At 73.1% G+C, this 23,179-nt stretch carries 15 protein-coding genes; 5 read left to right on the plus strand and 10 right to left on the minus strand.

Annotated elements, in window-relative coordinates:
- Positions 1-15: 15 nt before the first annotated feature.
- The 5 genes from ACLQ2T_RS14520 to ACLQ2T_RS14540 all read right to left on the minus strand — a co-directional run bounded on the left by ACLQ2T_RS14520 (position 16) and on the right by ACLQ2T_RS14540 (position 5,607).
- Positions 16-1,500 (minus strand): xylulokinase, encoded by a 1,485-nt coding sequence (locus ACLQ2T_RS14520; protein WP_425766612.1) that lies wholly within the window; start codon positions 1,498-1,500, stop codon positions 16-18.
- Complete coding sequence (locus tag ACLQ2T_RS14525; RefSeq protein ID WP_425766614.1) at positions 1,497-2,321, minus strand: carbohydrate ABC transporter permease; 825 nt, start codon at positions 2,319-2,321, stop codon at positions 1,497-1,499. The genes ACLQ2T_RS14520 and ACLQ2T_RS14525 overlap by 4 nt, the downstream gene beginning before the upstream one ends.
- Complete coding sequence (locus ACLQ2T_RS14530; protein WP_425766615.1) at positions 2,321-3,289, minus strand: carbohydrate ABC transporter permease; 969 nt, start codon at positions 3,287-3,289, stop codon at positions 2,321-2,323. The genes ACLQ2T_RS14525 and ACLQ2T_RS14530 overlap by 1 nt, the downstream gene beginning before the upstream one ends.
- A gap of 55 nt (positions 3,290-3,344) precedes the next feature.
- A complete protein-coding gene (locus ACLQ2T_RS14535) occupies positions 3,345-4,721 on the minus strand; it encodes an ABC transporter substrate-binding protein (RefSeq protein WP_425766616.1) in 1,377 nt (458 codons plus the stop codon).
- Between the two features lie 103 nt (positions 4,722-4,824).
- Positions 4,825-5,607 carry a GntR family transcriptional regulator gene (locus tag ACLQ2T_RS14540; RefSeq protein ID WP_425766618.1) on the minus strand — a complete coding sequence of 261 codons (783 nt, stop codon included), beginning with the start codon at positions 5,605-5,607 and terminating at the stop codon, positions 4,825-4,827.
- A gap of 213 nt (positions 5,608-5,820) precedes the next feature.
- Between ACLQ2T_RS14540 and ACLQ2T_RS14545 the strand changes: the two genes are divergently transcribed.
- Positions 5,821-5,979, plus strand: coding sequence for a hypothetical protein (locus ACLQ2T_RS14545; RefSeq protein ID WP_425766619.1), 159 nt, complete (start codon positions 5,821-5,823; stop codon positions 5,977-5,979).
- 270 nt (positions 5,980-6,249) lie between these two features.
- Here the strand turns inward: ACLQ2T_RS14545 and ACLQ2T_RS14550 are convergent, their stop codons facing one another.
- From ACLQ2T_RS14550 to ACLQ2T_RS14560, 3 genes are all read right to left on the minus strand, one after another.
- The gene (locus ACLQ2T_RS14550; RefSeq protein WP_425766620.1) at positions 6,250-6,513 is read right to left on the minus strand and encodes a (4Fe-4S)-binding protein; all 264 of its coding nucleotides are present in this window, start codon (positions 6,511-6,513) and stop codon (positions 6,250-6,252) included.
- Positions 6,514-6,544: 31 nt separating this feature from the next.
- A complete protein-coding gene (locus ACLQ2T_RS14555; protein ID WP_425766645.1) occupies positions 6,545-6,850 on the minus strand; it encodes a GNAT family N-acetyltransferase in 306 nt (101 codons plus the stop codon).
- A gap of 98 nt (positions 6,851-6,948) precedes the next feature.
- The gene (locus ACLQ2T_RS14560) at positions 6,949-7,605 is read right to left on the minus strand and encodes a hydrolase (protein ID WP_425766621.1); all 657 of its coding nucleotides are present in this window, start codon (positions 7,603-7,605) and stop codon (positions 6,949-6,951) included.
- A 304-nt stretch (positions 7,606-7,909) separates the two neighbouring features.
- Here ACLQ2T_RS14560 and ACLQ2T_RS14565 point away from each other — a divergent pair, with 304 nt between their 5' ends.
- Positions 7,910-8,374: a MarR family winged helix-turn-helix transcriptional regulator gene (locus ACLQ2T_RS14565; protein WP_425766622.1), complete on the plus strand. Its 465-nt coding sequence runs from the start codon at positions 7,910-7,912 to the stop codon at positions 8,372-8,374.
- Between the two features lie 46 nt (positions 8,375-8,420).
- Here the strand turns inward: ACLQ2T_RS14565 and ACLQ2T_RS14570 are convergent, their stop codons facing one another.
- Positions 8,421-8,792, minus strand: a complete 372-nt coding sequence (locus ACLQ2T_RS14570; RefSeq protein ID WP_425766623.1) for a hypothetical protein — start codon at positions 8,790-8,792, stop codon at positions 8,421-8,423.
- A 784-nt stretch (positions 8,793-9,576) separates the two neighbouring features.
- On the opposite strand from ACLQ2T_RS14570, the gene ACLQ2T_RS14575 reads away from it, so the two are divergent.
- The 3 genes from ACLQ2T_RS14575 to ACLQ2T_RS14585 are packed head-to-tail and all read left to right on the plus strand — an operon-like array spanning position 9,577 to position 20,388.
- The gene (locus ACLQ2T_RS14575) at positions 9,577-13,185 is read left to right on the plus strand and encodes a DUF6603 domain-containing protein (protein WP_425766624.1); all 3,609 of its coding nucleotides are present in this window, start codon (positions 9,577-9,579) and stop codon (positions 13,183-13,185) included.
- 2 nt (positions 13,186-13,187) lie between these two features.
- Positions 13,188-15,401 carry a hypothetical protein gene (locus ACLQ2T_RS14580; protein WP_425766625.1) on the plus strand — a complete coding sequence of 738 codons (2,214 nt, stop codon included), beginning with the start codon at positions 13,188-13,190 and terminating at the stop codon, positions 15,399-15,401.
- A gap of 19 nt (positions 15,402-15,420) precedes the next feature.
- Positions 15,421-20,388, plus strand: coding sequence for a hypothetical protein (locus tag ACLQ2T_RS14585; protein ID WP_425766626.1), 4,968 nt, complete (start codon positions 15,421-15,423; stop codon positions 20,386-20,388).
- Between the two features lie 208 nt (positions 20,389-20,596).
- Here ACLQ2T_RS14585 and ACLQ2T_RS14590 read toward each other — a convergent pair whose 3' ends face one another.
- Entirely contained in the window at positions 20,597-23,092 is a 2,496-nt protein-coding gene (locus ACLQ2T_RS14590) for a hypothetical protein (RefSeq protein WP_425766627.1), read from the minus strand.
- Between the last annotated feature and the right edge of the window lie 87 nt (positions 23,093-23,179).

Here is a 23,179-nt window from a genome sequence, read left to right on the forward strand (position 1 = left end):
CCTTGCTTGTGCTCGTCACGCCGCTGCCAGACCCGACAGGTCGAGGTACCGGCCGTACAGCGCGTCGTAGACAGGGGCGGTGGTGGGGTCGGGCCGGTGGCGTCGACCAGCGGTGAGCAGTGGGCCGGCGGCCTGCGGGAGGTTGTCGTACCGGCCGAGTCCCACCCAGGCCGACATGGCCGCGCCGCGCAGCGGGGCCGCCTGCGGATCACCCGCCGGCACCTCGACGGCCCGGCCGGTGACGTCGGCCAGGATCTGGCAGAACACGGCCGATCGGGCACCGCCGCCGATCGCGGTCAAGGTCGGACCGGCCAGGGCCGGTGGCAGGTGACGCAGCACGTCCCGGACCTGGAGGGCGATGCCCTCCATCGCGGCCCGGACGACGAAGCCCGCTCCGTGGGCGAAGTCCAGGCCGCTCATCCGGCCGCTCGCCGCCGTCCAGTGCGGGGTACCGACCCCCGCCATGGTCGGTGCGAACAGCAGGCCCCGCGCGCCGGGTTCGACCGCGTGAGCATCGGCCGACATGCGTTCGTACGCCGCCTCGTCGTCGCCGTAGCGCAGCAGGGTCCGCAGCCAGCGGAGCACCGATCCGCAGGCGGGGATGGTGCCCTCGACGGACACGTGGTCCTCGACGACGTGCGCGGCGCGGACGAAGCCCGCGACCTCGGGGGCGTCGCCGACGGCGGCCGGGAAGACCATCGTCGCCGAGGTGCCCAGGTTGACCGTCGCGGCACCGGCCCGCACACCACCGCCTCCGGCCGCCGAGCACTGCTGGTCGCCGCCGCCGACGTGCACGGGCAGCCGGCGGGGCAGGCCCGTGGTGTCGGCCACCTCGTCGAGAAGTCGACCGGCGACGTCGGTGGAGGCGCGCAGCGCGGGCAGCCGGTCCTCGTCGAGGTCGAAGGCGTCCAGCAGGTCCCTGCTCCAGCGTCCGTCGCTCAGGTCGAGCAGTCCGAACCAGGACGCGCAGCTGCGGTCGACCTGCGGCGGGCCGCCGGCCAGCCTGTGCAGCAGCCACTCCTGCACCCCGACGAAGTACGCGCAGTCCGCGTACGCCCGCGGGGTGTGGTTGCGCAGCCAGACCAGGGTGGCCAGGGCCGGCATGGTGCTCAGCGGCATGCCGGAGATCCGGCTGTAGGTCTGCGCGTCCACCGACCGGCCCATGGCCTCCAGTTCGCCGGCGCCGCGCTGGTCCATCCAGAGCACCAGCGGGGTGACCGGTCGCAGGTCCTTGTCGAGTCCGGCGACGGAGGCCCGCTGGGTGGCCAGGGTGAGCGCGACGATGCGATGCCCGGCCTGTGCGGCGAGGGCCTGGATGTCCCGGAGCAGCCGTACGGTCACCTCCCACATCGCCGGCAGGGACTGCTCGGCGTGGCCCGGGTGGGGGTGGTCTATGACCAGTTCGTGGCTGCGCTGAGCGTGTACCTCGCCCTGATCGTCGATCAGGGCGCAGCGGATGCCGGTGGTGCCGGCGTCCACGACGCAGACGAGGTCGGTCATCCCTTCACCGCCCCGAAGCTCATGCCGGTGACCAGCTGCTTCTGCGCGAGGAACAGCACGACGGCGACCGGGAGCACGGCCAGGGTTCCGGCGGCCATCATCGGGCCGACCGCGACCGACTGGAACTGCATGAACCCCAGCATCGCCACCGAGACGGTCTTCGCTTCGCCGCTGGCCAGCGTCAGGGCGAAGACGAACTCGTTCCAGGAGAAGATGAAGTTCAGTACGGCCGCGGCGGCCACCCCGTTGCGGACCATCGGCCAGGCCACGCTCAGGAACTTCCTGGTCTCGGAGCAGCCGTCCAGGTCGGCGGCCTCGAAGACCGCGGCCGGCAGGTCCGCGAAGAAGCTGCGCAGCAGGAAGAAGGTCACCGCCAGGTTGACCACGGTGTGCATCACGGTCAGCGCCCATACGGTGTCGATGCCGCCGAGTTCGCGGAACAGCACGAAGTACGGGATGACCACGACGACCGCCGGGAGCATCCGGGTGGACAGCACCCAGAACTCGAAGTCGGACCGGCCCTTGAACTGCATGCGGGCGCAGGCGTAGGCGGCCGGGGTGGCGGCGGCGATGGCGATCGCGGAGGACACCACCGCGACGAGCACCGACCGCCCGATCGCCCCCATGAACTCGGCGTCGCCGAACAGGTCGGCGAAGTTGAACACGTACAGCGGGGCCAGCCAGTCCGGCGCACCGCCGTGGATGTCGCTGGGGGCGGCGAAGCCGACCCGGAGCATGAAGGCGAACGGCAGGATCGACCAGAGGATGAGGGCCCAGATCGCCGCGGTCCGCAGCACCCGGCCTTTTCGAGACTCGTGCACTAGTGCTCCAACCGTTGCAGCGCGGGGGCGGCGAACCGTTTCCCGACGATGAACAGGACGACGAGCAGCAGCAGGCCCAGCGCGGAGGCCTCACCGATGTGCAGGTCGTTGAAGGCGGTCCGGTAGATGCGTACGACAAGGGTCTCGGTCGCCGCTCCCGGCCCTCCCCCGGTGATGATCCAGATGGAGTCGAAGGTGCGGACCGCGTCGATCGCCCGGATCGTGACGACGAAGGCCACCAGTGGTTTGAGCATCGGCAGCGCGATGCGGACCAGCCGTTGCAGGGCGCTGGCGCCGTCGAGGGCGGCGGCTTCGAAGGTCTCGTCCGGCAGGGATTTCAGGCCGGCGAGCATGACCAGGGTGATGAACGGCGCCCACTGCCAGATGTCGACCACCACGAGGGCGAGCACGGCCAGCATGGGTTCCGAGGTCCAGCCCGGTGTGGGTAGCCCGACGGCTGCCAGGGTGGCGTTGATCTGTCCGCCGTCCGGGTTGAGCATCAGCCGCCAGGACAGGTACGCCGCGACCGGGGTGGCGCCGAACGGCAACACGAGCAGGGCCAGGTAGAGGCGGCTGCCGCGCAGCGGTCGCCACAGCAGCGAGGCCGCGAGGGTACCCAGGAGGAACTCGGCGACCACGGCGACCAGGACCATGCCGACGGTGAGCAGCAGCGCCCGGAGCAGGCCCGGTTCCCCGATGGTGTTGGCGAAGTTGGTCAGCCCGGCGAAGCCCTGCTCGTCGGGGCGGGTCAGGTTGTTGTGCCGCAGCGAGTTGACCAGCACCGACACGAAGGGGTAGACCGTGAACGCCAGCAGCAGCACGGTCATCGGGGCGAGCATGCCGATGAGGAACAGTCTTCTGCTGCGCCTGTCGTCCGGTCGGGGCGTACCACCGGCGGTGCCCGGCGGTGCCGCCGGCGTGGAGCCGGCGGCCTGCCGCGACAGCACAGCTGTTCGGTCTGCGGACATCACAACCTCGTTCGGCGTGGACGACGCCGGCGGGTCAGGCCGGCGGGACGGGGACTCATCGGCCCGCTCGGGCCATCGCGGCAGCCGCGTCGGCCATGGCACGCTTCGGGTCCTTGCCGTCCACCAGCACCTTGATCAGTTCGAGGGAGAGGGCGTCGGCCTCGCTCGGGAAGGTGGGCCGGGCGTACGGGACCCGATCCGGCTGCACGGCCTGGAGGTTGGCGACGATCTCCTTCGACATGTCGCCGGGGTAGAAGGAGAGGAAGTCGTCGTTCGACCACACGGACTCGCGGGCCGAGGGGCTGCCCGACTCGGAGCTGACCGAGGTGGCGGTCTCCTTGCTCATCGCCCAGGCGTAGAAGAGGGCGGCCTGCTCCTTCTTGCGGGAGGCCTTGGGGATGCCGGCCATCCAGTACCAGTAGTTCGGGGCGGCCTTGGCGGCGGCGCTGCCGGGCCACCGGGACACGGCGATCTGGTCGGTGTGCTTGCTGCTGTTCTTGTCGAGCACGACCGACAGCAGGCCGCTGGCGTCGGTGTAGAGGGCCGACCGGCCCTCGTTGACCGTGCCGGTGGCCTCGAGCCAGCTCATGTTGGAGGCACCCTTGGGGCCGTACTTGCTGAGCAGTTGCTGCACGTACAGCTCGGTGGCGGCGACCGCCTCGGGGCTGTCGACCGTCGGGGTGTTGCCGTTGTAGAACTCCCCGCCCTGGGTGAGGAAGAAGTTCGTCCAGGTCCACACGATGTCCAGACCACGGCGGCCCCGGCCGGCGAAGGGGCGCTCCATGGCGGCGGAGAGTTTGGCGCTCGCGTCGACCAGGCTCTCCTGGGTGGGGAATCCGGTGATGCCGGCCTGGGCCGCGAGGTCCTTGCGGTAGATGACCACCCCGGCCTCGGCGGACAGCGGCAGGGCCATCAGCTCCCCGTTGAGGCTGCTGGCCTTACGGGCCGGCGCGAAGAAGTCGTTGGTGTCGAACCAGTCGGCGTCGACCAGACCACCGCCGCCGAAGTAGGTGTCCAGCGGCTCCAGCCACCCGGCGTTCATGTACTGCCCGGCCTGGAGGTTGCCCACCATCAGCGCGTCGTACGTGGTGGCGCCGGAGGAGAGGGCCACCAGGGCCTGCTGGTAGTAGCTGTCCTCGGACAGGGTGTTGGCCTTGATCTTCATCCCGGTCAGGGCCTCGAACTCGGAGAACCGCTTGCTGACCGCGGAGGTCCACCAGTGTTCGCAGAGCAGGAGGTTGAGGGTCTCGCCCTTGAAGCGGTCCCATTCCATGCCGGAGGCGCCGAGTGTCCGGCTGCCTGTCGTGGCGCTCGGGGTGCCTGTGTCGCCTTCGCGGGAGGCGCAGGCGCCGAGGGCCAGCGCGCCGGTGAAGCCCAGGGCGCCGGTCAGCAAACCCCGGCGGGACAACCTGAATGAAGCCTCGTTTCGCATGATGTCTCCTGTTGGCAGCACGCATCGACGGCGGTGGAGGACCACCGTCGGGGCGCGTGGGGGTGGGGGATGTGGTGCAGAGTGGGGGGCGGCGGGCGGATGCCTACCGTTTGATCCAGGAGGAGATCCGGACGCGGTCTCCGCGTACCCATACGTCGGAGTACTCGACGGCGTCTCCGTTGGACTGGTAGGAGATCTGTTCGAGGTAGAGGACGGGGATGCCCGGGCGCAGCGACATCGCGTCACTGACCTCGTCGCCGGGGAGGATTGCGGAGAAGGTACGCCGTACGGAGTCGACGGTCACGCCGTAGTCGTGTTCGAGCACTCCGAACAGCGACCGGTCCTGAAGGACCTGCGGGGACAGATCCGGGCACAGGACGGTGGGTAGGTAGTTGTCCAGCAGGTAGACCACCTCACCGGCGACCGATCGGGTACGTCGGATGGCCAGCACGCTGAGGTCGTCAGCGGGCAGACCGAGGTGGGCGGCGATGTGGCTGGGTGCCTGGATGACCCGGGCAGACAGCACCTGGGTCTGGTACTCCACGCCCTCCCGGTCCAGGCTCTGCGCCGTGGAGATCAGCTCCTGGGCGAACTCCTGCTCCAGCATCTGTCCGCGTACGAAGGTGCCCTTGCCACGGGTCTGCTTGAGCAGGCCGGCCTCGATCAGGGTCCGGATCGCCCGCCGGACGGTGCCCCGCGAGACGTTGAGCGCGCCCGCCAGCTCCGGCTCCGCCGGCAACTTCAGGTGCTCCGGCCACTCACCCGACTCGATGCGCTGCCGCATCAGCTGGGAGATCTGCTCGTGCAGGGCCTCGGCTTCAGCCGGCGAGACCTCTCGGGTGAGGGCCCTGATCGCCGCGGGGGTGAGTTCCTGAGCCGTGGCCACGCCGCTCCCATCGCTTGTTCACTGATGTCCGCGTTAGTCTGTAGACATCACTGAACATAGGGGGAGCCTCTGCGAGAGGTCAAGAGGCTGACCTCGGAAAACTTGGCTCGACGGCCTGCGGCCGGGCAGCGGCGTCGCTGCCGACGCCATCCGGGTCCGCACGCGGTCGGGCTGGATGACCAGCCGCTGCTCGGCAAAGATCAAGACTGCTGTATGAAGATGTACGGACGGGTGGCGGCCGGCAACGGCAGCGACCCCAACGACCGCCACTACAGCCGCAAGCTCGAAGCCGAGATCAAGCGGATGAGACCTGAAGACCTCGATCGTCTGCTACGCGACGAAGACGGTGACGACGACACCGAGGATGCCTGACCCTCGCTGACCCCTGGCCCGCCGCGCCGGCCGATGCCGGTCGGAGGCCGCCAGCAGGCCGAGTGCGGCGGGCGGGCCGCGTTCGATGGCGGAGATGTGCAGCGCTGCCCGGCCATCCCGTCCACGATCTGCTGCCAGCGGCGTAGCAGCAGCTCGGCCCGCCGACGGGTGGCTGGGTCCTCATGTGTCCCGACGGTCGTCAGGGCGCCTCAGGGGAAGCCCACGCCGACGTGCCGGACTACACGCTGATGCCGCGACACTCCACGGAGGTCACCGCGTACGCATCGGAGATCCGGAGTCCTCGGCCCCGCCGTCCGCGAGGTCGTACTGCAGTGCCCCCGAGGGACAGCGCCGCACCACTTCGGCCACGCGTTCGGCCTCGGCACCGTCGGGCCGGATCCACGGGCGCTGGCTCGTGTCGAAGACCTCCGGCAGGCCGCGGACGCATTCGGCGGCGTGCCGGCAGCGCTGGGCCTCGAAGGTGACGGTGATCGACGTGCCCTCGTACGCCTTCTTCTCGGTTCCGCTGCTCATACCGGCCTCCGTCGTCGCCGTGCTCGGCTGTTCAGTCGCTGACGGTGCTGCGGGCCTGGTAGACCAGGTCCTGGTACTCGGGGTGTCGGTCGATCCACCCCGCGATGAACGGGCAGGTGGCCAGGACCCGCAGGTTCGCGGTGCGGGCCTCGTCGAGGGCTATACGGGCCAGTGCTGCCCCGACTCCCCTGCCCTCGTACTTTGGCGACACCTCGGTGTGGACGAACGCGACGAGTTCCGCGGTACGGATGTACTGCGCGATGCCCGCGACCGTGGACTCTCCATCGACCCGGGCCTCGTACCGCTTGGCCTCAGGAACGTCCTTCACTACGACCATCACGTGTCCTCCATGCGTCTTCCGCGCGGACCTCGGTCCACACTGTTCGATGTAGTTGGTGCATCAGCTACTGCCATCAAGCCGGTGCGGTGGTCATGTCAGATGCCGTCTCCGGTGCCCCCGGCGAGGAGTTGCATCTCCCAGGCGAAGGCCACACCGCTGGCACCGCCGTGCTGCGCCTGGATCTCGGCGACGCCAGGCACGGTCTTCTCGCGCGCCCAGTCGCGCTGCCACTCGCCCAACACGGCCATCCAGGTGATCGGCACTACGCCCGCCTGGACCATGCGGCGCACCGCCATGTCGTGGGCCTCCTTCGAGACACCGCCCGAGGCGTCGGTGACCGCGAAGACCTCGAAGCCCTCGCCCGCTGCCTGCAGGGCCGGCATCGCCACACAGATCTCCGTCCAGAGGCCAGCGATGATCAGCTTCTTGCGTCCGGTCGCCTTGACAGCATCCACGACGCGTGGGTCCTGCCAGGTGTTGATGAAGGTCCTGTTGATCGGTTTCTGCTCCGGGAACACATCCTGCAGACCCTGGATGATAAGGCCGCCTCGCTCCTGCAACACGGTCGTCAGAATGGTCGGGACGTCGAACACCTTGGCAGCCTTGGCGAGTCCGACGACGTTGTTGACGACCATCGTCGGCTCGTGGCTGTTCAGGTTGGCGAACTGGAACGGCTGGTGGTCGATCAGCACGAGGACGCTGTCCTCGGGCGTCAGCAGGGCGTCGATACCGGCCTTGTTCTCCGTGCTCATGGGATATCCCCTTCTGGAGCTTCGCGTCCGTGCGCCCCTTCGGCGCGTCGCCATCTCGATTCGCGCGGTGAGCCAGGTACGGGGGCGACCGGATGACGAACCCATCGGATTGGTTGACGTGTCATCTACATTAGACTGCCAATAGTTGACACGTCAACCGCCCTCGTCGGGGTCGCCGGTTCGCCGACCGGTCCGGGTGACTGGAGACCTCGTCCGAGGGCGGCGGGGCCGGCCTGGGCGATGCCGTCGGCGGCGATTCGTAGCGCTTGCGGGGCGTTGTCCAGGACCTGGTTACGCTGCCTGCATGAACGCAACACCCCGCTGGCTCACCTCTGAGCAGCAGGCCGCCTGGGACAGTTTCATCCGCATGCAGGAGAAGCTCGTCGGACGACTCTCCCGCCGGGTCCAGGCTGACTCCGGCATGTCCGCCTCCGACTACCTGGTGCTCGCCAAACTGACCGAGACCGGCGGACGGATGCGCTTCATGGACCTGGTCAAGCTGTTGGAGTGGGAGAAGAGTCGCATGTCCCACCAGATCGCGCGGATGACGAAGCGCGGACTGGTGAACAAGGAGGAATGTCCCGAGGACGGGCGCGGCGCGTTCATCATCGCCACCTCAGCCGGCGTCACGGCGATCGAAGACGCCGCACCCCGGCATGTCGAGCACGTCCGCCGGCTGTTCATCGACGCCCTCACCCAGGATGAACTCGACACCTTCGCCAGGATCTCGAAACGCGTCCTCGCCCACATGGAAAAGCAGCCCGACTGACCGACAGGCCGACAGTCCCGGAGGGGGGAGCCGTCCGGGCCACCGTTCACAGCCAGTCGTGTTCGCGGGCGTAGCGCGCCGCTTCGTGGCGGGTCCAGGTCTGGGTCTTGCGCGCCTTCGCGACCCTCGCCTGCGCGATGACTGCCGCGTCGTCGACCGCGTACGGCGGGATGTTGCTGAAGTATCCCAGCTCACCGGTGAAGCCGCAGCTCACCGGCGCCGACCGCCCGACCCCCGGGGGTCCATGCCGATCAGGTCGTAGCTGTCTGACACGCTGCTCGGCAGACCCCACCCGACCAGGTCCGCCGGCATCGTCCAGACCCGTGCTGCCCGGACCTCCCGGGTTCAGCAGCAGGATGCCGCAGCGCTTGGCCGGCTTCGTACCGGCGATCCGCGACACCATGATGGGGTTTGCCAACGGGCTCCACCAACGGATCAACCGCTTCGGCGATTACCCCACTGGCGCGGGCTCTGGACCGAGCCCCGACCGCCGATCTGCTGGCCCTTTCCGAATGGTTGAGGCGAGGCGACCTTGCCCTTCGCGCGCCGGGCAGCCCGATTTGCGGGAACGGCAGGCTGGTCGGTCTCGGCCGTGGTTGAGGATTCGGCATCCGCCGCGTGGTCGTCCTGGACGGGCTCAGGCTCCGGCATCGGTATCTCCCTGGAATGGTGGGGCGCCCTGCGGACCATCGACAGCCGACGGACGCGGACTGCTCGACGCCGGTGTGGGCACCTTGACGATATCGCAACGCCGAGCCCGTCCGATCGACGGTCACTCAGCCTCGATCGGTTGCTCGCGTACTACCCGTCGTGGTGCCACGCGAACGGGAGCAGCTCATCCAGCAGACAAGGGCAGCCCGCGGGCGCGGCGCCCCGGCACCCATCGAGCCCAACGGTGCTGGTCGAGCAGCCCCGCCTGCCGGAAGTCCGGGGTGGTTGTCGTCCGACAGGTCGGATCCCTCACCCCTTCGGGTGGTCCGGTCGTGTCCCGAGTGGACGGGACGCCGGTCCCTGGTGTCTGGGTCCGCTCCACGAACAGACTCGCCCAGCGCCGTCCGGCCAGCCACCGACAGGAGTTCCACCATGCCGCAGAGGTGTGCCGTCGTCATGCCCGACAGCACCCGCCCACCGGGCCGGTGTCCCACCGCCGCCGGAGAGTCCACCGCGGACGTCCGGCCGCACCGCGCCGGTCGGTGCCACCCATGACCCGACCGGTACAGGCGATCCTCGTCCAGCACGCGGTCGCACTGCTGCGTCCCCTCACCGACGCGGCCGGCGACACCCAGGCCCGCGACCGGCTGCTGCACGGCATGGGCTGGGACCTCTCCGCCCTCACCGGCTTCGACCTCCCCGCGTTCGTCGACGCCCTGGTCCGCTGCCGGGACACCGTGGCCCGGGTCGCCGCCCGGATCGACGCGGGCCTCGACGACCTCGGCGACGCGGCGTGGTGTCTCACCGAGATCCGCACCGCCGTCACGGCCGTCGTGGACCTGTTCGACGGCTGGCGGCCCCCACCCGCCCCGGGTGCGCCGGGCCGACCCGCTCCCCCACACCAGGACGCCGACCCGTACCGGCTCTTCCTCACCGACCTGTTCAGCTACCTGCTCGACGCGCACCTGGCGCTGTACGCGCCGAACCTGCGGGTCGCCCTCGACGTGCTCGGTGTGCGCCGCCTGGTCACCGCCACGGCGCCCGTCACGATCGGCGGCAGACAGGCCCGGGACCGGCGGGAACGTCCCTTCTTCACGGTCGATCCGGTGGGCCGGCTGCTGGTCGACCCGGTGGGTGTGCTCCGGGACCGGCTGTTCGGACCCGAGGGCCCACCCACGCTGCCCACCGAGATCGCCGACGCTCTCGGCGAACCACTGGTTCGGTGGCTGACCGGCGTCGGCGTGCCTGCCTCGTACGGCACCCCGGGCGTCGACGCGGCCGAGTCCGGGCTCAGCCCGGCGCAGCGCGACGCCGCCCGGCGTCTGCTGCACCTGTCCTGGTCGGCGCCGGTCGGCGCACCCGACGAGACGGGCACCGACCCGGTCGGTGACCCGCTGGGCCAGACCACCCTGCACCTGGCCGCCGGACTGGCCCGGGACACCGCGCAGAACCCGCTCGACCCACCGCTGGCCCTCGTGCTCGCACCCCAGGGAACCCTCGACGCCACGGTCGAGTACGGCCAGTGGGCCCTGGAGAGTCGACTCACCGGCCTGGTCACCCCGGTCGTGGTCACCCGGGACGGCGCGCGGTTCCGGCCCGCCGACGGGTCCACCCCGCCCGCCGGGGCCGAGCTGACCGGCTCCATCGAGCTGCGGTACGCCGGCCCCAACCCCGGCGAGCCGGCCCTGCGCCTCGGTGCCCCGGACGCGACCCGACTGGAGGTCGACCAGCTTCGACTCACCGCGCAGGGCCGGCTCACCGCCACCGGACCCACCGGTGACCTCGTCCTCAGCCTGGACGGCGCCCGCCTGCTGATCGCACCAGGCGACGACGGGTTCCTCGCCGCGGTCCTGCCGCCCTACCCGATCCGGATCGATCTGGACGCCGGGTTGCGCTGGTCACCGGAGCACGGCCTGACCCTCACCGGCGGCGGTGGGCTGGAGCTGACCCTGCCGGTCGGTGCCAGCTTCGGCCCGCTGCGCGTGGAGCACGTCACCGCCGGGGTGCGGGCCGGCAGCACAGGGCTGCCCGGCGGCGGCGCCACCGGCCCCGTCGGGACCGCCGGGGCCGAGGTGCGGTTGACCACCGACCTCACGGTACGACTCGGGCCGGTCACCGCCTCGGCCACCGGTCTCGGGGTACGGGCTGCGCTGACCCCCGCCGACGGTGCCGGCAGCCTCGGCCCGATCGACGTGGACCTGGCGTTCCTGCGGCCGTCCGGGATCGGGATCGCGGTCGACGCCGGAATCGTCACCGGCGGCGGGTTCCTGCTCGCCCAGGACGACGGCCGGTACGGCGGCGTCGTCCAGCTCAGCTTCCTCGACCAGGCGCTGTCCGCGATCGGTCTGCTCGACACCCGGATGCCGGACGGCTCCCCCGGGTTCTCCCTGCTCGTCCTCATCTCGGTGCGGTTTCCCCCGGTCCAGCTCGGGTTCGGTTTCACGCTCACCGGGGTCGGCGGCCTGATCGGGGTCAACCGGGCGGTCCGGGCACAGGCGATGCGCGACGGGCTCGCCGACGGCGGGCTGGACGGCCTGCTCTTCCCGGCCGACCCGATCGGCAACGCCCCCCGCCTGATCCGGGACCTCGACCGGTTCTTCCCCAGCACCGTCGGCCAGCACGTGGTCGGGCCGACCGTCGAACTCACCTGGGGCGCGCAGGGACTGCTCACCGCCCGGCTGGGCCTCTTCATGCAGTTCCCGACGCCGGTGCGGGTGGTGCTCGCCGGTCAACTGAGGATCGCGCTGCCGCCCGGGCGCACCGAACCGGTGGCGCTGATCCAGGTGGATCTGGTGGGCACGCTCGACTTCGGCGAACGGACGTTGGCGATCGACGGGGTGCTGCGCGACTCCCGGCTGGCCGGGTTCACCCTCACCGGGCGGATGGCCGTCCGTGCCAACTGGGGAGACCGACCGTCTTTCCTGGTCTCGATCGGCGGGTTCCACCCGCGTTACCCGCAGCCGGACTCCGTGCCGGTGCTGTCCCGGCTGACCCTGTCGCTGGGCGACGGCAACCCCCGGCTGCGGCTGGCGTCGTACCTCGCGATCACCTCGAACACCGTCCAGTTCGGGGCCCGCCTCGACCTGTACGCCGGGATCTCGGTACCGCTCGTCGGGACCTTCGCCATCGCCGCGGTGCTCAGCTTCGACGCGCTGATCGTGCTCGAACCGCTCTCCTTCGCCATCGACATCTACGCGATGGTCGCGCTCACCTGGAACGGTGACCCGGTCCTCGCGGTGGAACTCGCCGGCAGCCTCACCGGGCCCCGCCCCTGGCGGGCGGTGGGACGGGCCAGTTTCACCTTCCTCGGCCGGCACTCCATCCGCTTCGACGTCACCGTCGGCAGACGCGCCGTCACCCCCCCGCCGCTGCGGGTGAACCTCGCGGACCGGGTCCGCGCGGCCCTGGCCGATCCGGCGAACTGGACGGCCGAACCCCCCACCGGGACCGGGCCGCTGGTCACCCTCGCCGAGTCGGCCATCGCCGGCACCGAGGTCCTGGTGCACCCGCTCGGGTCGCTGACGGTCCGGCAGAAGGTGGCCCCGCTGGAGGTGACCGTCGACCGGTACGGCACGGCGGCCCTCGCCGGAGACGTACGGCGGTTCACTCTCGGCGCCGTCACCCTCGACGGTGTCCCGGCCCGGTCGACGCCGGTCGACGACCTGTTCCCCCCGGCGGAGTACCTCGACCTGGACGACATGGAGAAGCTCTCCGCGCCCTCGTTCGAGCGGTGGCCTTCCGGCTTCCGCGTCGACGACTCGGCGCTGACCCTGCCCCCGGAGCCGGCCTGGCGCCTGGTCGCCGCCCGGACCGAGGACGAGGTGGTGACCCGTACGCCCGACGGCGGCAGCACCGGGCAGCCCGTGACCCGGCCGATCCCGGACAACCGGATGAAGGTGCAGGCCGGGGCCGGCGCGGCGGCGGTCAACGGGGCCGGCGCGCAGGGTGCCCGAGCGTTCGCCGGACCCGCCTCCGACATCAGCCTGGCCGAGCCGCTGTACGCGGTGGTCACCGCCACCCCGCCCACCGACGGCGCGCTGGCGGTGCTCACCCCGGCCCGACCACCGGCCCGGTTCGCCGAGGCCCGGGAGGCGCTCGCCGCCCAGGGGGCCGGCGGGGTCCGCAAGCTCATCGAAAACGACGACGTCCCCCGGGAGTGACCGTGTCCTCGACCTACCATTTCCTGCCCTGGGCCAGGGAGGGCCTGGCCAGCCGGCTCCGCGCGCCGGGCCCCCGTGAGGACCCGCGCCGCGGCCACGTCACCGTCACCGCGACCCTGAACGATAAGTCCCTCGGCGAGATCGCCGTCGCCACCCTCGGCCCCGGCGACGTGACGGGGCTCGCCCCGCACCAGGTGCTCCGTACCGACCCGCCGCCCGACACCCTCGGCTTCGAGCCGGACCACTACCCGACCCTGGACCTCGACTCGCCGACCCTGCCCTGGCTGTTCACCCCGCTGACCCCGGCCGGCGACCGGCTTCCGCCGTGGCTCTGCCTGGTGGCGGTTCGCCAACAGCCCGGGGTCCGGCTGCGCACGGACGGGGTGCGCAACACCACCGTGCTGGAGATCCGCACGCCCGCCGACGCCCGGCGGGAACTGCCCGACCTCACCCACTCCTGGGCCTGGGCGCACGTGCAACTGGTCGGTGCCCTCGCCACCGGTGAGTCCGCCGCGCAGGTGCTGCGCCGGGCGCCGGAGCGGACCGTCTCCCGGCTGATCTGCCCCACCCCGCTGCGACCCGACGCCCGCTACCACGCCTGCCTCGTGCCGACCTTCGCCATCGGCCGGGCGGCCGGGCTGAACCTGCCACTGCCCGAGGGGACCGGACCGGCCTGGCACGCCACCGACCAGGAGGTGACCCTGCCGGTCTACCACCACTGGGAGTTCAGCACCGGCGTCGGCCACAGCTTCGCCGACCTGGTCCGGGCGCTGCGGTTCCGATCGGCTCCCGAGGGTGTCGGCCGGCGCCCCTTCGACCTGGCCGGCAGCGGGCTCACCGCCCCGACCGGGGCGGCGCCGCTGCCCCCGTTCGACGGCGCGCTGGTACGCCCCGGCAGCGGCCACACCACCCCACCGGACTGGGTACGCAAGGCCCTCGCCCCGCTCGTCGGCACCAGGTCGGGCAGCGCCGCTCCCCTGTACGGCGGCGAGCAGGTCGGCCGGCGGACGGTATCGGTCGGCGACACCGGCTGGCTGGCCGAGCTGAACCTCGACCCCCGGTACCGGGGCGTCGCGGGGCTGGCCGCCGCGGTCGTCCGGGACCGTCAGGAGGACCTGGTCGCGGCGGCCTGGCAGCAGGCCGGCGACGTCCGGCCGGTCAACCGGCTGCTGGCCACCAGCGACGTGGCGAACACCGTCAACGGCAGTCTGCACGCCCGCCGGCTCACCGGCCTGCCGGACGACGGACTGACCCTGACCCAACTGGCGGCGCCGCTGGGACGCACCGCCGGGGCACCGCTGGTGACCACGACCGCGTACCGGCGGGTCACCCGGCGGCGCGGCCCCATCGCCCGACGGGTCGCCGCACCGGCCCCGGTCACCGTCGCGCCGGCCGACGTGGCAGCGCTGACCCGCGCCCTCGATCCGGCCCGGACCGTCAAGCAGCGGGTGTCCAGCCGGCTCAACGGGGCCACCGGCGCCGACCAGCCGGACCGGATCCGGGTGGCACCGACCTTCCCGACCCCGATGGTCGGCGAACTGGCCCGGCTCGCGCCGCAGTTCCTGCTGCCCGGCGCAGACCGGATCCCGCCGGACAGCGTGGTCGCGTTGGAGACCAACCCCCGTTTCGTCGCCGCCTTCCTCGCCGGGCTGACCACCGAACTCGCCAGCGAGCTGCGGTGGCGGGACTTTCCCCTGGCCGAACGGACCACCCTGTTCCGGCACTTCTGGGACCAGCGCGGCCAGGGCGGCGACGGCGCCGCCGACGTGCCGCCGATCGAGCAGTGGCCGGCCGACCGGCGGCTCGACCAGGTGGTCACCGGCGACGCCGCCCGTCTGGTCCTGGCGGTCCGTGGTGAACTGCTGCGCCGTCACCCGCGTACGGCCGTCTACGCGGTCCGCGCCGCCTCACGGACCGCCCCGGCGGACGAGGCCGGCACCGGCAACGTGGCGTACCCGATCTTCGGCGGCACCCTCGGCGCGGACCTGCGCTACTTCGGCTTCGACCTGACCGAGGAGCAGGCGACCGGGCGGACCGACCCGCCGGGCTGGTTCTTCGTCTTCGCCGAGCAACCCACCGAGACCCGGTTCGGCCCGCCCCCCACCGGCGACCCCCTCGCCGGCACCGGGGTGACCGCCGCCGAGGTCGCCCGCCGCACCCTGCGGCTGCCGCTGCGGGTGCTGATCCACGCCGCCGACCTGCTCACCGCCGACTGAGGCCGGAGAACGAGACACCATGCCCGACATCACCGCCGTGCCCACCGGCACGCCGATCGCCCTGCTGCCGTACCGGATCGAGACCCGGTACCTACCCCGGTCCGGCGGCCAGCCCGGCGCCGACCTGCTGGTCCGGGTCTACCCCGACCAGATCCACTTCGACTCCCACGAGCCGGGGCTGACCCCGGTCGAGGCGCAGGCCCGCGAGGAGTTCCTCGCCGCCGGTGGGCACGGTCCCGACCCGGACGCGCCCGACGTGGTCTCCGCGTGGGCCCGGCTCGTCGAACAGTTCGGCGAGACCCGCGCCGCCTGGCTCGCCCGGCGACTCACCGACGGGGAGCCCCTGGGCGACCGTCCGGCCATGTGGTCGCAGCCGGTGCGCGCCCGCGCCCTGCCGGACCGCTTCGTGGTGCTCGGGTACCGCGCCGGCCAGGTGGTGTTCCAGCGTGAGACCGCACCGGTCCCCCGTGACCTCGCGGTCAGCCCGCCGCCGGGCGAGGCCGTCACGCCCGCGCCGCCGCCGGCACCGGATGCCTCCGGGCACCGGCCGGACCCCCTCGACGTGCCGCCGGGCATGGCCTGGATGATCGACCCCGCCGAGGGCGAGGCGAACGGCATGCTGCTGCGGGTTCCGCTCGGCCCCACCCAACTGGTCCTGGACCGGCTCGTCGTACTCGGGGTCCGGGTCGAGGCCCGCCCGGGTGACCCCGGCGGCACCGCCGGGGTGCGCGGCGCCGCCGACCTCGCCGCGCTGCTCACCTCGCACCGCTACACCGACGGACTCGCCCTGGTCGCCCAGGGCACCCCGACGAACAACACCGAACGCGGCCCCTCCGGCCTCGACGAGGCGGGTCTGGCCGCCGACACCAGCCGCCGGGAACTCTTCCCCGAGGCCGCCGACGACGGCTCCGACGGGGCCCGGCTGGCCGCCGCGCTCGGCGTACCCCGCAAGGTGTTCGGCAGGGTCGAGGGGGCCGAGGGGCGGGAGTCGCGCGACGCGCAGGCGATGAACGCCGCCCTCTGGCCCGCCACCTGGGGGTACCTGCTGGAACGGTTCCTGACCACCGTCGGTCCCACCCGGCTGGAGCCGTACCGGCGGCACTTCGTGGACTGGGTCCGGGCCCGGGGCCCCCTGGCCACGCTGCGGATCGGCAACCAGCCCTACGGCGTACTCCCGGTCGTCTCCCTGGACCGCTACCAGGCCGACCCGGCCGACCCGACCGGTGCCCGGGTGGCCGACCTCGTCCGCCGCCTCCGCCCGACCTGGCTGACCGCCCTCACCACCAGCCGACCGGAGACGAAGCCGGTGCTGGAGATCCTCAAGCGCCGCCCGGTCTCCGACGGGTACGCCATGCGGGGTGTCTTCGGCGCGCACGAGTGGCTCGACCGGGCCCTCGGCTTCGAGGGGGGACCGGAAAGGCTCGACCGGTCCCAACTGGCCGGGCGGATCGTCGTCGCCCAGCTCATGCACCAGCGGATCAGCGCGGCGTTGGGGGTGCCGCCCTTCACGGCGTTCGACGCCGTGAAGGCGTTCACCGGCGCGACCCTCCACGACGGGCACCTGCCGACGGTCGCGGCCGACCTGACGGCGCCGACCGTGCCGTGGCTCGCCGCCCTGCGGGCCCGGATGCTGGCCACCCTGCCCGCCGACGTCGAGGCCGGTGGCTGGCCGGGCAAGCCGGCCGACTCGGTGCTGTACCTGCTGCTGCGGCACGCGGCCCGGCTGGTCGCCACCGGTCCGGCCCCGGACGTGCGGGACTACCCGGCCCGGGGCCACTTCGGCGACCCCGCCGCCGAACCGCCGCCGCTGAACCGGTACGAGGAACTGCTGGCCGCCCTCGACGACCTGGCCACCCGGCCCGCCCGGGTGGTCGACCTGGCCACCTGGGAGTCCCTGGACCTGGCCGGGTTCCGGCTCGACGCCTGGGCCACCTCGGTGGCCACCCGGCGGCTCGCCCGGCTGCGCGCCGACCCGCAGGCCGGGCTCGCCCTCGGCGGGTACGGCTTCGTCGAGAACCTGACCCCCGGCAGCCAGGACCTCGCCGTACCGGCCGACCAGATCCCGCCGGGTGAGGCGCCCGGCCTGCTGCGCCGCGCCAGCGACGCCGGCTACCTGCACGCGCCGAGCGTGGCCCAGGCGGCGACCGCCGCCGTGCTGCGGGCCGGTCACCTCAACCACGCCGAGGAGGCCGACGCCACCGGGACCAGCCCCTTCGCCCTCGACCTCTCCTCCCGCCGGGTCCGGCTCGGCACCGCCGTCATCGAGGGGCTGCGCCAGGGGCAGACCCTGGCGGCGCTGATCGGGTACCGCATCGAGCGGGCCCTGCACGACACCGGGCAGGCGGCGGGCATCCCCGCGCTGCGTCGGGCGGTCGCCGCGCTGGCCGGTCAGACCGGTGAGCAGGAGGTGGTCGACGGGGTCGCGCTGCTCACCGCACACACCGCCGGGCAGCTCAGCTGGGGGGTCGGCGGGCTGCCCCCGCTGGCCGCTGTCCGACCGGCGATCGAGGTGGCCCGGGAAGCCCTCGACGCGGTCGGTGACCTCTCCGTCGCCGAAGGGCTGCACCACACGTTGCAGGGCAACTACCAGCGGGCCAGCGCGGCGCTGGCGATCGGCAAGGTCGACGGGGTCGCCCCGCCGGAGCTGGAGGTCGTCCGTACCCCCCGCACCGGCGCCGGGATCACCCACCGGCTCCTGCTGATGCTGGACGCGCCCCCGCCCGGCGCCGGGTCGGGCGGGTGGCAGACCGGTCCCCGGGAGACCGCCGAGCCCGCCCTCGCCGCCTGGGTGGCGGCGGTGCTGGGCCCCGCCGAGCGGGTGGTCGCCGACCTCACCTTCGTCGACCCGGCGACCGGCGCGGCCCTGGCCCCGACCCGCCGGGTCACCCTCGACGACGCGCTGCCGTACCCGCTGGACCTGCTCGGGTACGCCGACGACCTGGCCGGGATCGAGAGCCGGCTCGCCTGGCACCACCTGGACCCGGCGCGCCGCCCGACCGGCGTCGGACCGGACGCCGCCGTGCGGCTCCTGCCGGACCCGGCCGGTCCGCTCAGCGTCGGCCAGGTCTACCTCACCGACCTGCTGGAGGTGGTGCGCTCGATCGCGGCGGTGCTCTCCACCGCCCGTCCGCTGACCCGCCCCGACCTGGCCGCCGGTGGCACGGCGGGCGACGAGGACGAGCCCGACGGGGTGCTCCTGGACGAGTTGCGGCAGCGGGCGATGGTGGCCCACCTGGGCCTGACCACCCTGCGGGCGGCGCTGCGCGACGCCGTCGGGGACGCCGAGGACCACGGGCACCCCGAGGGCGTCGCCGACCTGAGCACGGCGGCGGCGCACCTGCTCACCGCCACCGCCTTCGGGGTGCCGAACGTGGTGCCGGTGGCCCGGCACATCCTCGACGCCACCGGAGCGGACGGGGGGCCCGCGACCGAGGTGACCGCCACCGCCGTGGCCACCCTCACCACCCAGGTCCTCGCCGGCTACGCCGAGGTGCGGCGCCGCAGCATGGCGGCGGACGAGATCGCGGCGCGGGCCAGCCGGGCACCGGACTGGATCGACCTGCTCCGGGCCGTCTTCGGGCCGGGTTTCCTGGTGGTACCCCGGTTCACCCCGGCCGACCCGGGCCAGCTCGCCCGCGCGTTCGCCGGCACCTCGATCAGCGGCGCGCCGGCCGGTCAGGAGCCGCTGGCCTGGTTCGCCCGGACGGCCCGGATCCGGCCGGCGGTCGCGGCGGTCGAGACGGCCTGCCGGTTCGGTCAGGCGCTGGCGACCGGGTGGGGTCTGGATTTGAGGATCGGTCAGGTGCCCGCGCCGGCCGCCGGGGAACCGGCCCGGCGCTGGGTCGGTCTGCCGCCGCTGGACCCGGCCGGCACGGTGCCGACCGGGGTGACCTCGCTCGTCGCGGTCGGTGCCGGCCCGGCCGCCACCGGCTCGCTGGCCGGGCTGCTGCTCGACGAGTGGGGCGAGGTGGTGCCGGCCCGTCGGGAGACGACGGCGGTCGCGTACCACTACGACGCGCCCGGGGCGCAGGCACCGCAGGCCGTGCTGCTGGCGGTATCGCCCCGGCCGACCGGCGGCAGCTGGACCCTCGACGACCTGGCCGCGACCGTCAACGAGACCATCGACCTGGTCAAGCTCCGGTCCGTGGACCGGACCGACCTCCTCCCCGAGCACCTGCTCAGCTCGCTGGCGTACCTGCCGCTGTGGCCGACTACCGCCCCCGGTGCGGTGGAGGTGAGCCGGCTCGCGTCGGTGCCGGCGACCTTCGGGATGCCGGAGGTCGCCGGGCAGCCCCGGATCAACTCCGTCGTCCTGATGGGGACGCAGACAGCGGTCACCGGAGTCCGGCAGGGGCGCACCGTGCAGGTCAGGGTCACCGGCGAGAACCTGCACATCCCGCAGGAGACCAGCACGTGGAGCGTCGACAAGCCCGGGCTAGGGCTCGGGGTGCTCACCCAGTCGTCGGACAAGACCGATCTGGAGCTGAGCGCGGCCGGCACCGGCACCGACTACCCCGCGCTCGGCAAGTACGAACTGCGGCTGGTCACCCGGGGTGGCGTCGCCGCCTGGTCCGTCCACGTCACCCCCCGGGTCACCATCACCGCCGTCACCCCAGCCGTAGTGCGCCAGGACCAGTCCAACGCCACGGTGGTGCTCGAGGTCTACGGCCACCAGCTGCCGACGGGGGCGGCTGCGTTGAACGAAACACAGATCACCTTCTGGGTGCCCGGACTCGACCTGCCCGTGACCGGGGTGGCACTGACCACCGTGCCGGGCAAGTTGGCGGTGACCCTGCGGGTACCCGGTCGGCCGAGACCGCCGGTCGAGTACGACGACCTCGGCAAACCGATCATCCCGACCAAGCGCTGGACGCCGGTGCCCGCGACCCTGGCCGTGCGGGGGACGTGGGAGCACGTCGAGGAGAAACACGAACTCGCCGGGGCCTTCACGTACGAGGTCATGTTCTGGAACAGCACCGACGTGTGAGCTGGGAGAAGTCATGAGCATGCAGAACGGTTGGGCCCGGCTGGAGCCGACGGTCCGGGAACGGACCGGGGAGGAGGGCCTACAGGCGGGCATCGCCGATCCCCTGTGGCTGCTGACCCGGCAGTGGCAGCTCGGCGAGTTCGCCGGTACGGACGCCGGTACCCCGGTCTGGGCCCGGTTGCGCGGCACGGTAACCGGGCTGACCCGGCTACGTCCCGGGCCACCCCCCAGCGGCCCGGACGGTGCCACGGGACTGCGGTACGACGTCGGTACCGTGCCCCTGGAGGCCCTGGTCGAGTCGGAACCGGCGGTGGTCGGCACCGAGGGCACCCGGGACCTGGCCCTGCGGGCCGGTGGGTACTTCCTGACCCTGCTGGCCGAGGAGCGGAAGGCCGCCGGGCTGTCCGCCGAGAGCCAGGCCGGCTACCTCGCCGGGCTGCTGGCCACGCATCCCGCCCCCACCGAGGGCCTGCCGGCCGGGGAGCGGCTGTTGGCGGCCCGGGTGCCGGACGGGGTGGCGCTCTTCGCCGCCCTCGACTCGGGGCTGCGCCCGCCCGGCAAGATCCGTCCGAGGCTGCCCGCGCAGCCACCCCTGGCAGGCGCGATCGAGCGGCCCATCCGGGCCGCGGCGCTGCGCTTCCTCGCCTGGTACGACGGGGTGACCGGGCGGGCCCTGCCGGAGCTGCCCACCTGGTCGCCGCAGCGGCTGGAGTACCAGGTGTCGCTGGCCGCCCCCGCCGTCGGCGGCGAACCGGAGTTCGTCCTCACCACCGACGAGTACGGCTCCGGCAGCCTGGACTGGTACGCCTTCGACCACGTGCCCGGGTGAACGGACCCGCAGGAGCAGCCCGGCGTCGGCGTAGCGCTGCCGTAACCGCTCCAGCGCCGGCCGCAACGCCCCGTCGTCGAGCAACGGGGGCAACAGGTCCCGGGCGTTGTCGCGCACCGCCGCCGTCTGCCGGTCGACCTCGACGACCAGCCGTTCCAGCAGGTCGTCGGCCGCCGCGACCGCCGGCAGGTGCCGGTGCGGACGGAGCATGTTGCGTCCGGCGGCGAGCCCCAGCGACACCCCGCTCAGCACCGGACCCAGGTCGTCGTGCAGGTCCCGACGCAGCTTGCGGCGCTCCTCGTCGCGCCCCCTGGCCAGTTGCAGCCGCGACCGCTCCAGGGCCTGCTGGGCGACCGCCAGTTCGGCGAGCGCGGCCAGCACCGGGGCCAGGTCGGCCAGGACCGAAGCCGCCCTGCCGGCCACCCGCCCCCCGGTACGTGGCCACGCCCGCAGCACCCCCACCAGCCGGTCGCCGGTGACCAGGCGGACCGTCAGCGGCGGCACCCTGCCCGACGTCCTCGACCCGCGAGCCGGGCCCGGCCCGGTGGCCGGCGCGGACGGGATCGGCCCGGTGGCCGGCACGGCCGGTCCGGGTCCGGTGGACGGCGGGAAGGGGGACGCAGCGCTCGGCCACTGCGCGGGAACCCATCCACCCGGGTCCCCGGTCACCGTGATCGTCACGGTCGCCAGCCCCAACGAGTCCGCGATCCCGTCGGCCACCGCGTCGAGCATCTGCATCCCCCCGTCGGCATCACGCAGCCGGTCGGCGACCTGGCGGATCAGCGGTTGCCCGCCGTCACCGTGCACCAGCCGGTCCACCCGGCGCTGCACCCACTGGCGAACCGGGTGGAACACCGCCGCCAACGCTGCGGTCGTCAGCACCTCGGGCAGCACCGAGGTGGCCGGCAGCAGCGTGCCGAGCGCCACCACCCCGAGGGCGTACCCGCCGATCAGCAGACCGGTGGTCAGCGCCCACACCAGGGTCCGCCGGACGGTGTGCGCCAGCCCCCACAGTCGCTGGCGCAGCACCAGCACCAGCACCGACGCCGGGAGGAACGCCTGCGCGGCGAGCATCAGCAGCGGCGCGACCGGAACCCCGCGCGGCAGGACCGGGTCGAGGGTGGACCCCAGCAGGGCCAGCGCGTGCAGCAGGGTGCCGACGGCCAGCCACCCCAGGCCGTGCCGCTGCCACGGGGGAAGGGCACGGCGACGGGCCAGCACCCCGGCGGTGGCGGCGAACCCGAGCACCGCGAGAACGGCCGGCAGCTCGGGCCCGAGCGTCACCGTGTCGCGGACCGGCCCGATGAGCTGGTCCGGTAGCCACCCATACCGCACGGTCGACAGGAACACCTGCGCCGCGACGGCGGCTCCCACGGCGATCCGGACCGACCGACCCACCGGTCGCACCGGGAGCAGCCACGGCAGCACCACGACCAGGGCCGACCAGGCCGGTACGACCACGGCCCCGGCGGGGGGTGTCTCCGGTGCCCAGAGGTACGGCCAGCGGTGGGCCGAGGTCGCCCACCCGGCGGCCGCCGCTGAGGCCGCGGCACCCACCCCGACCAGCGCGGCGAGCCCGGCCGCCGGGTGCGACCGGCGCAGCAGGGTCAGCCAGGCCACCAGCCCGAACCCGGCGCCGACGGTCAGGTCGACCAGCCACCAGAGCAGGTCCGGCCGCCCGGGGGGTGCGGCTACCGTCCCGGCGACCGCCGCGCCGAGGGTGAGCCCGCCGGTGACGGCGAGCACCAGCCACGCCACGACCGGGCGGCCCCGATCGGGGTCGGCCATCGCCATCGCGTCCTCCACAGCCGGGCCGCCGGCCGGGTCCGGTCCGGATCCGGTCGGGTGGGCCACGCCGCACGCATCATGCCTCACCCGTCCGCCCTCCCGGCATCGACGACCCACCGTTGCGACACCACCGCGCCCATCCGGTCCCACCGCCGCCATGGAGCCCCGGTCGGC

This window comes from Micromonospora sp. DT229, from assembly GCF_049844505.1.
Taxonomy (GTDB): Bacteria; Actinomycetota; Actinomycetes; order Mycobacteriales; family Micromonosporaceae; genus Micromonospora.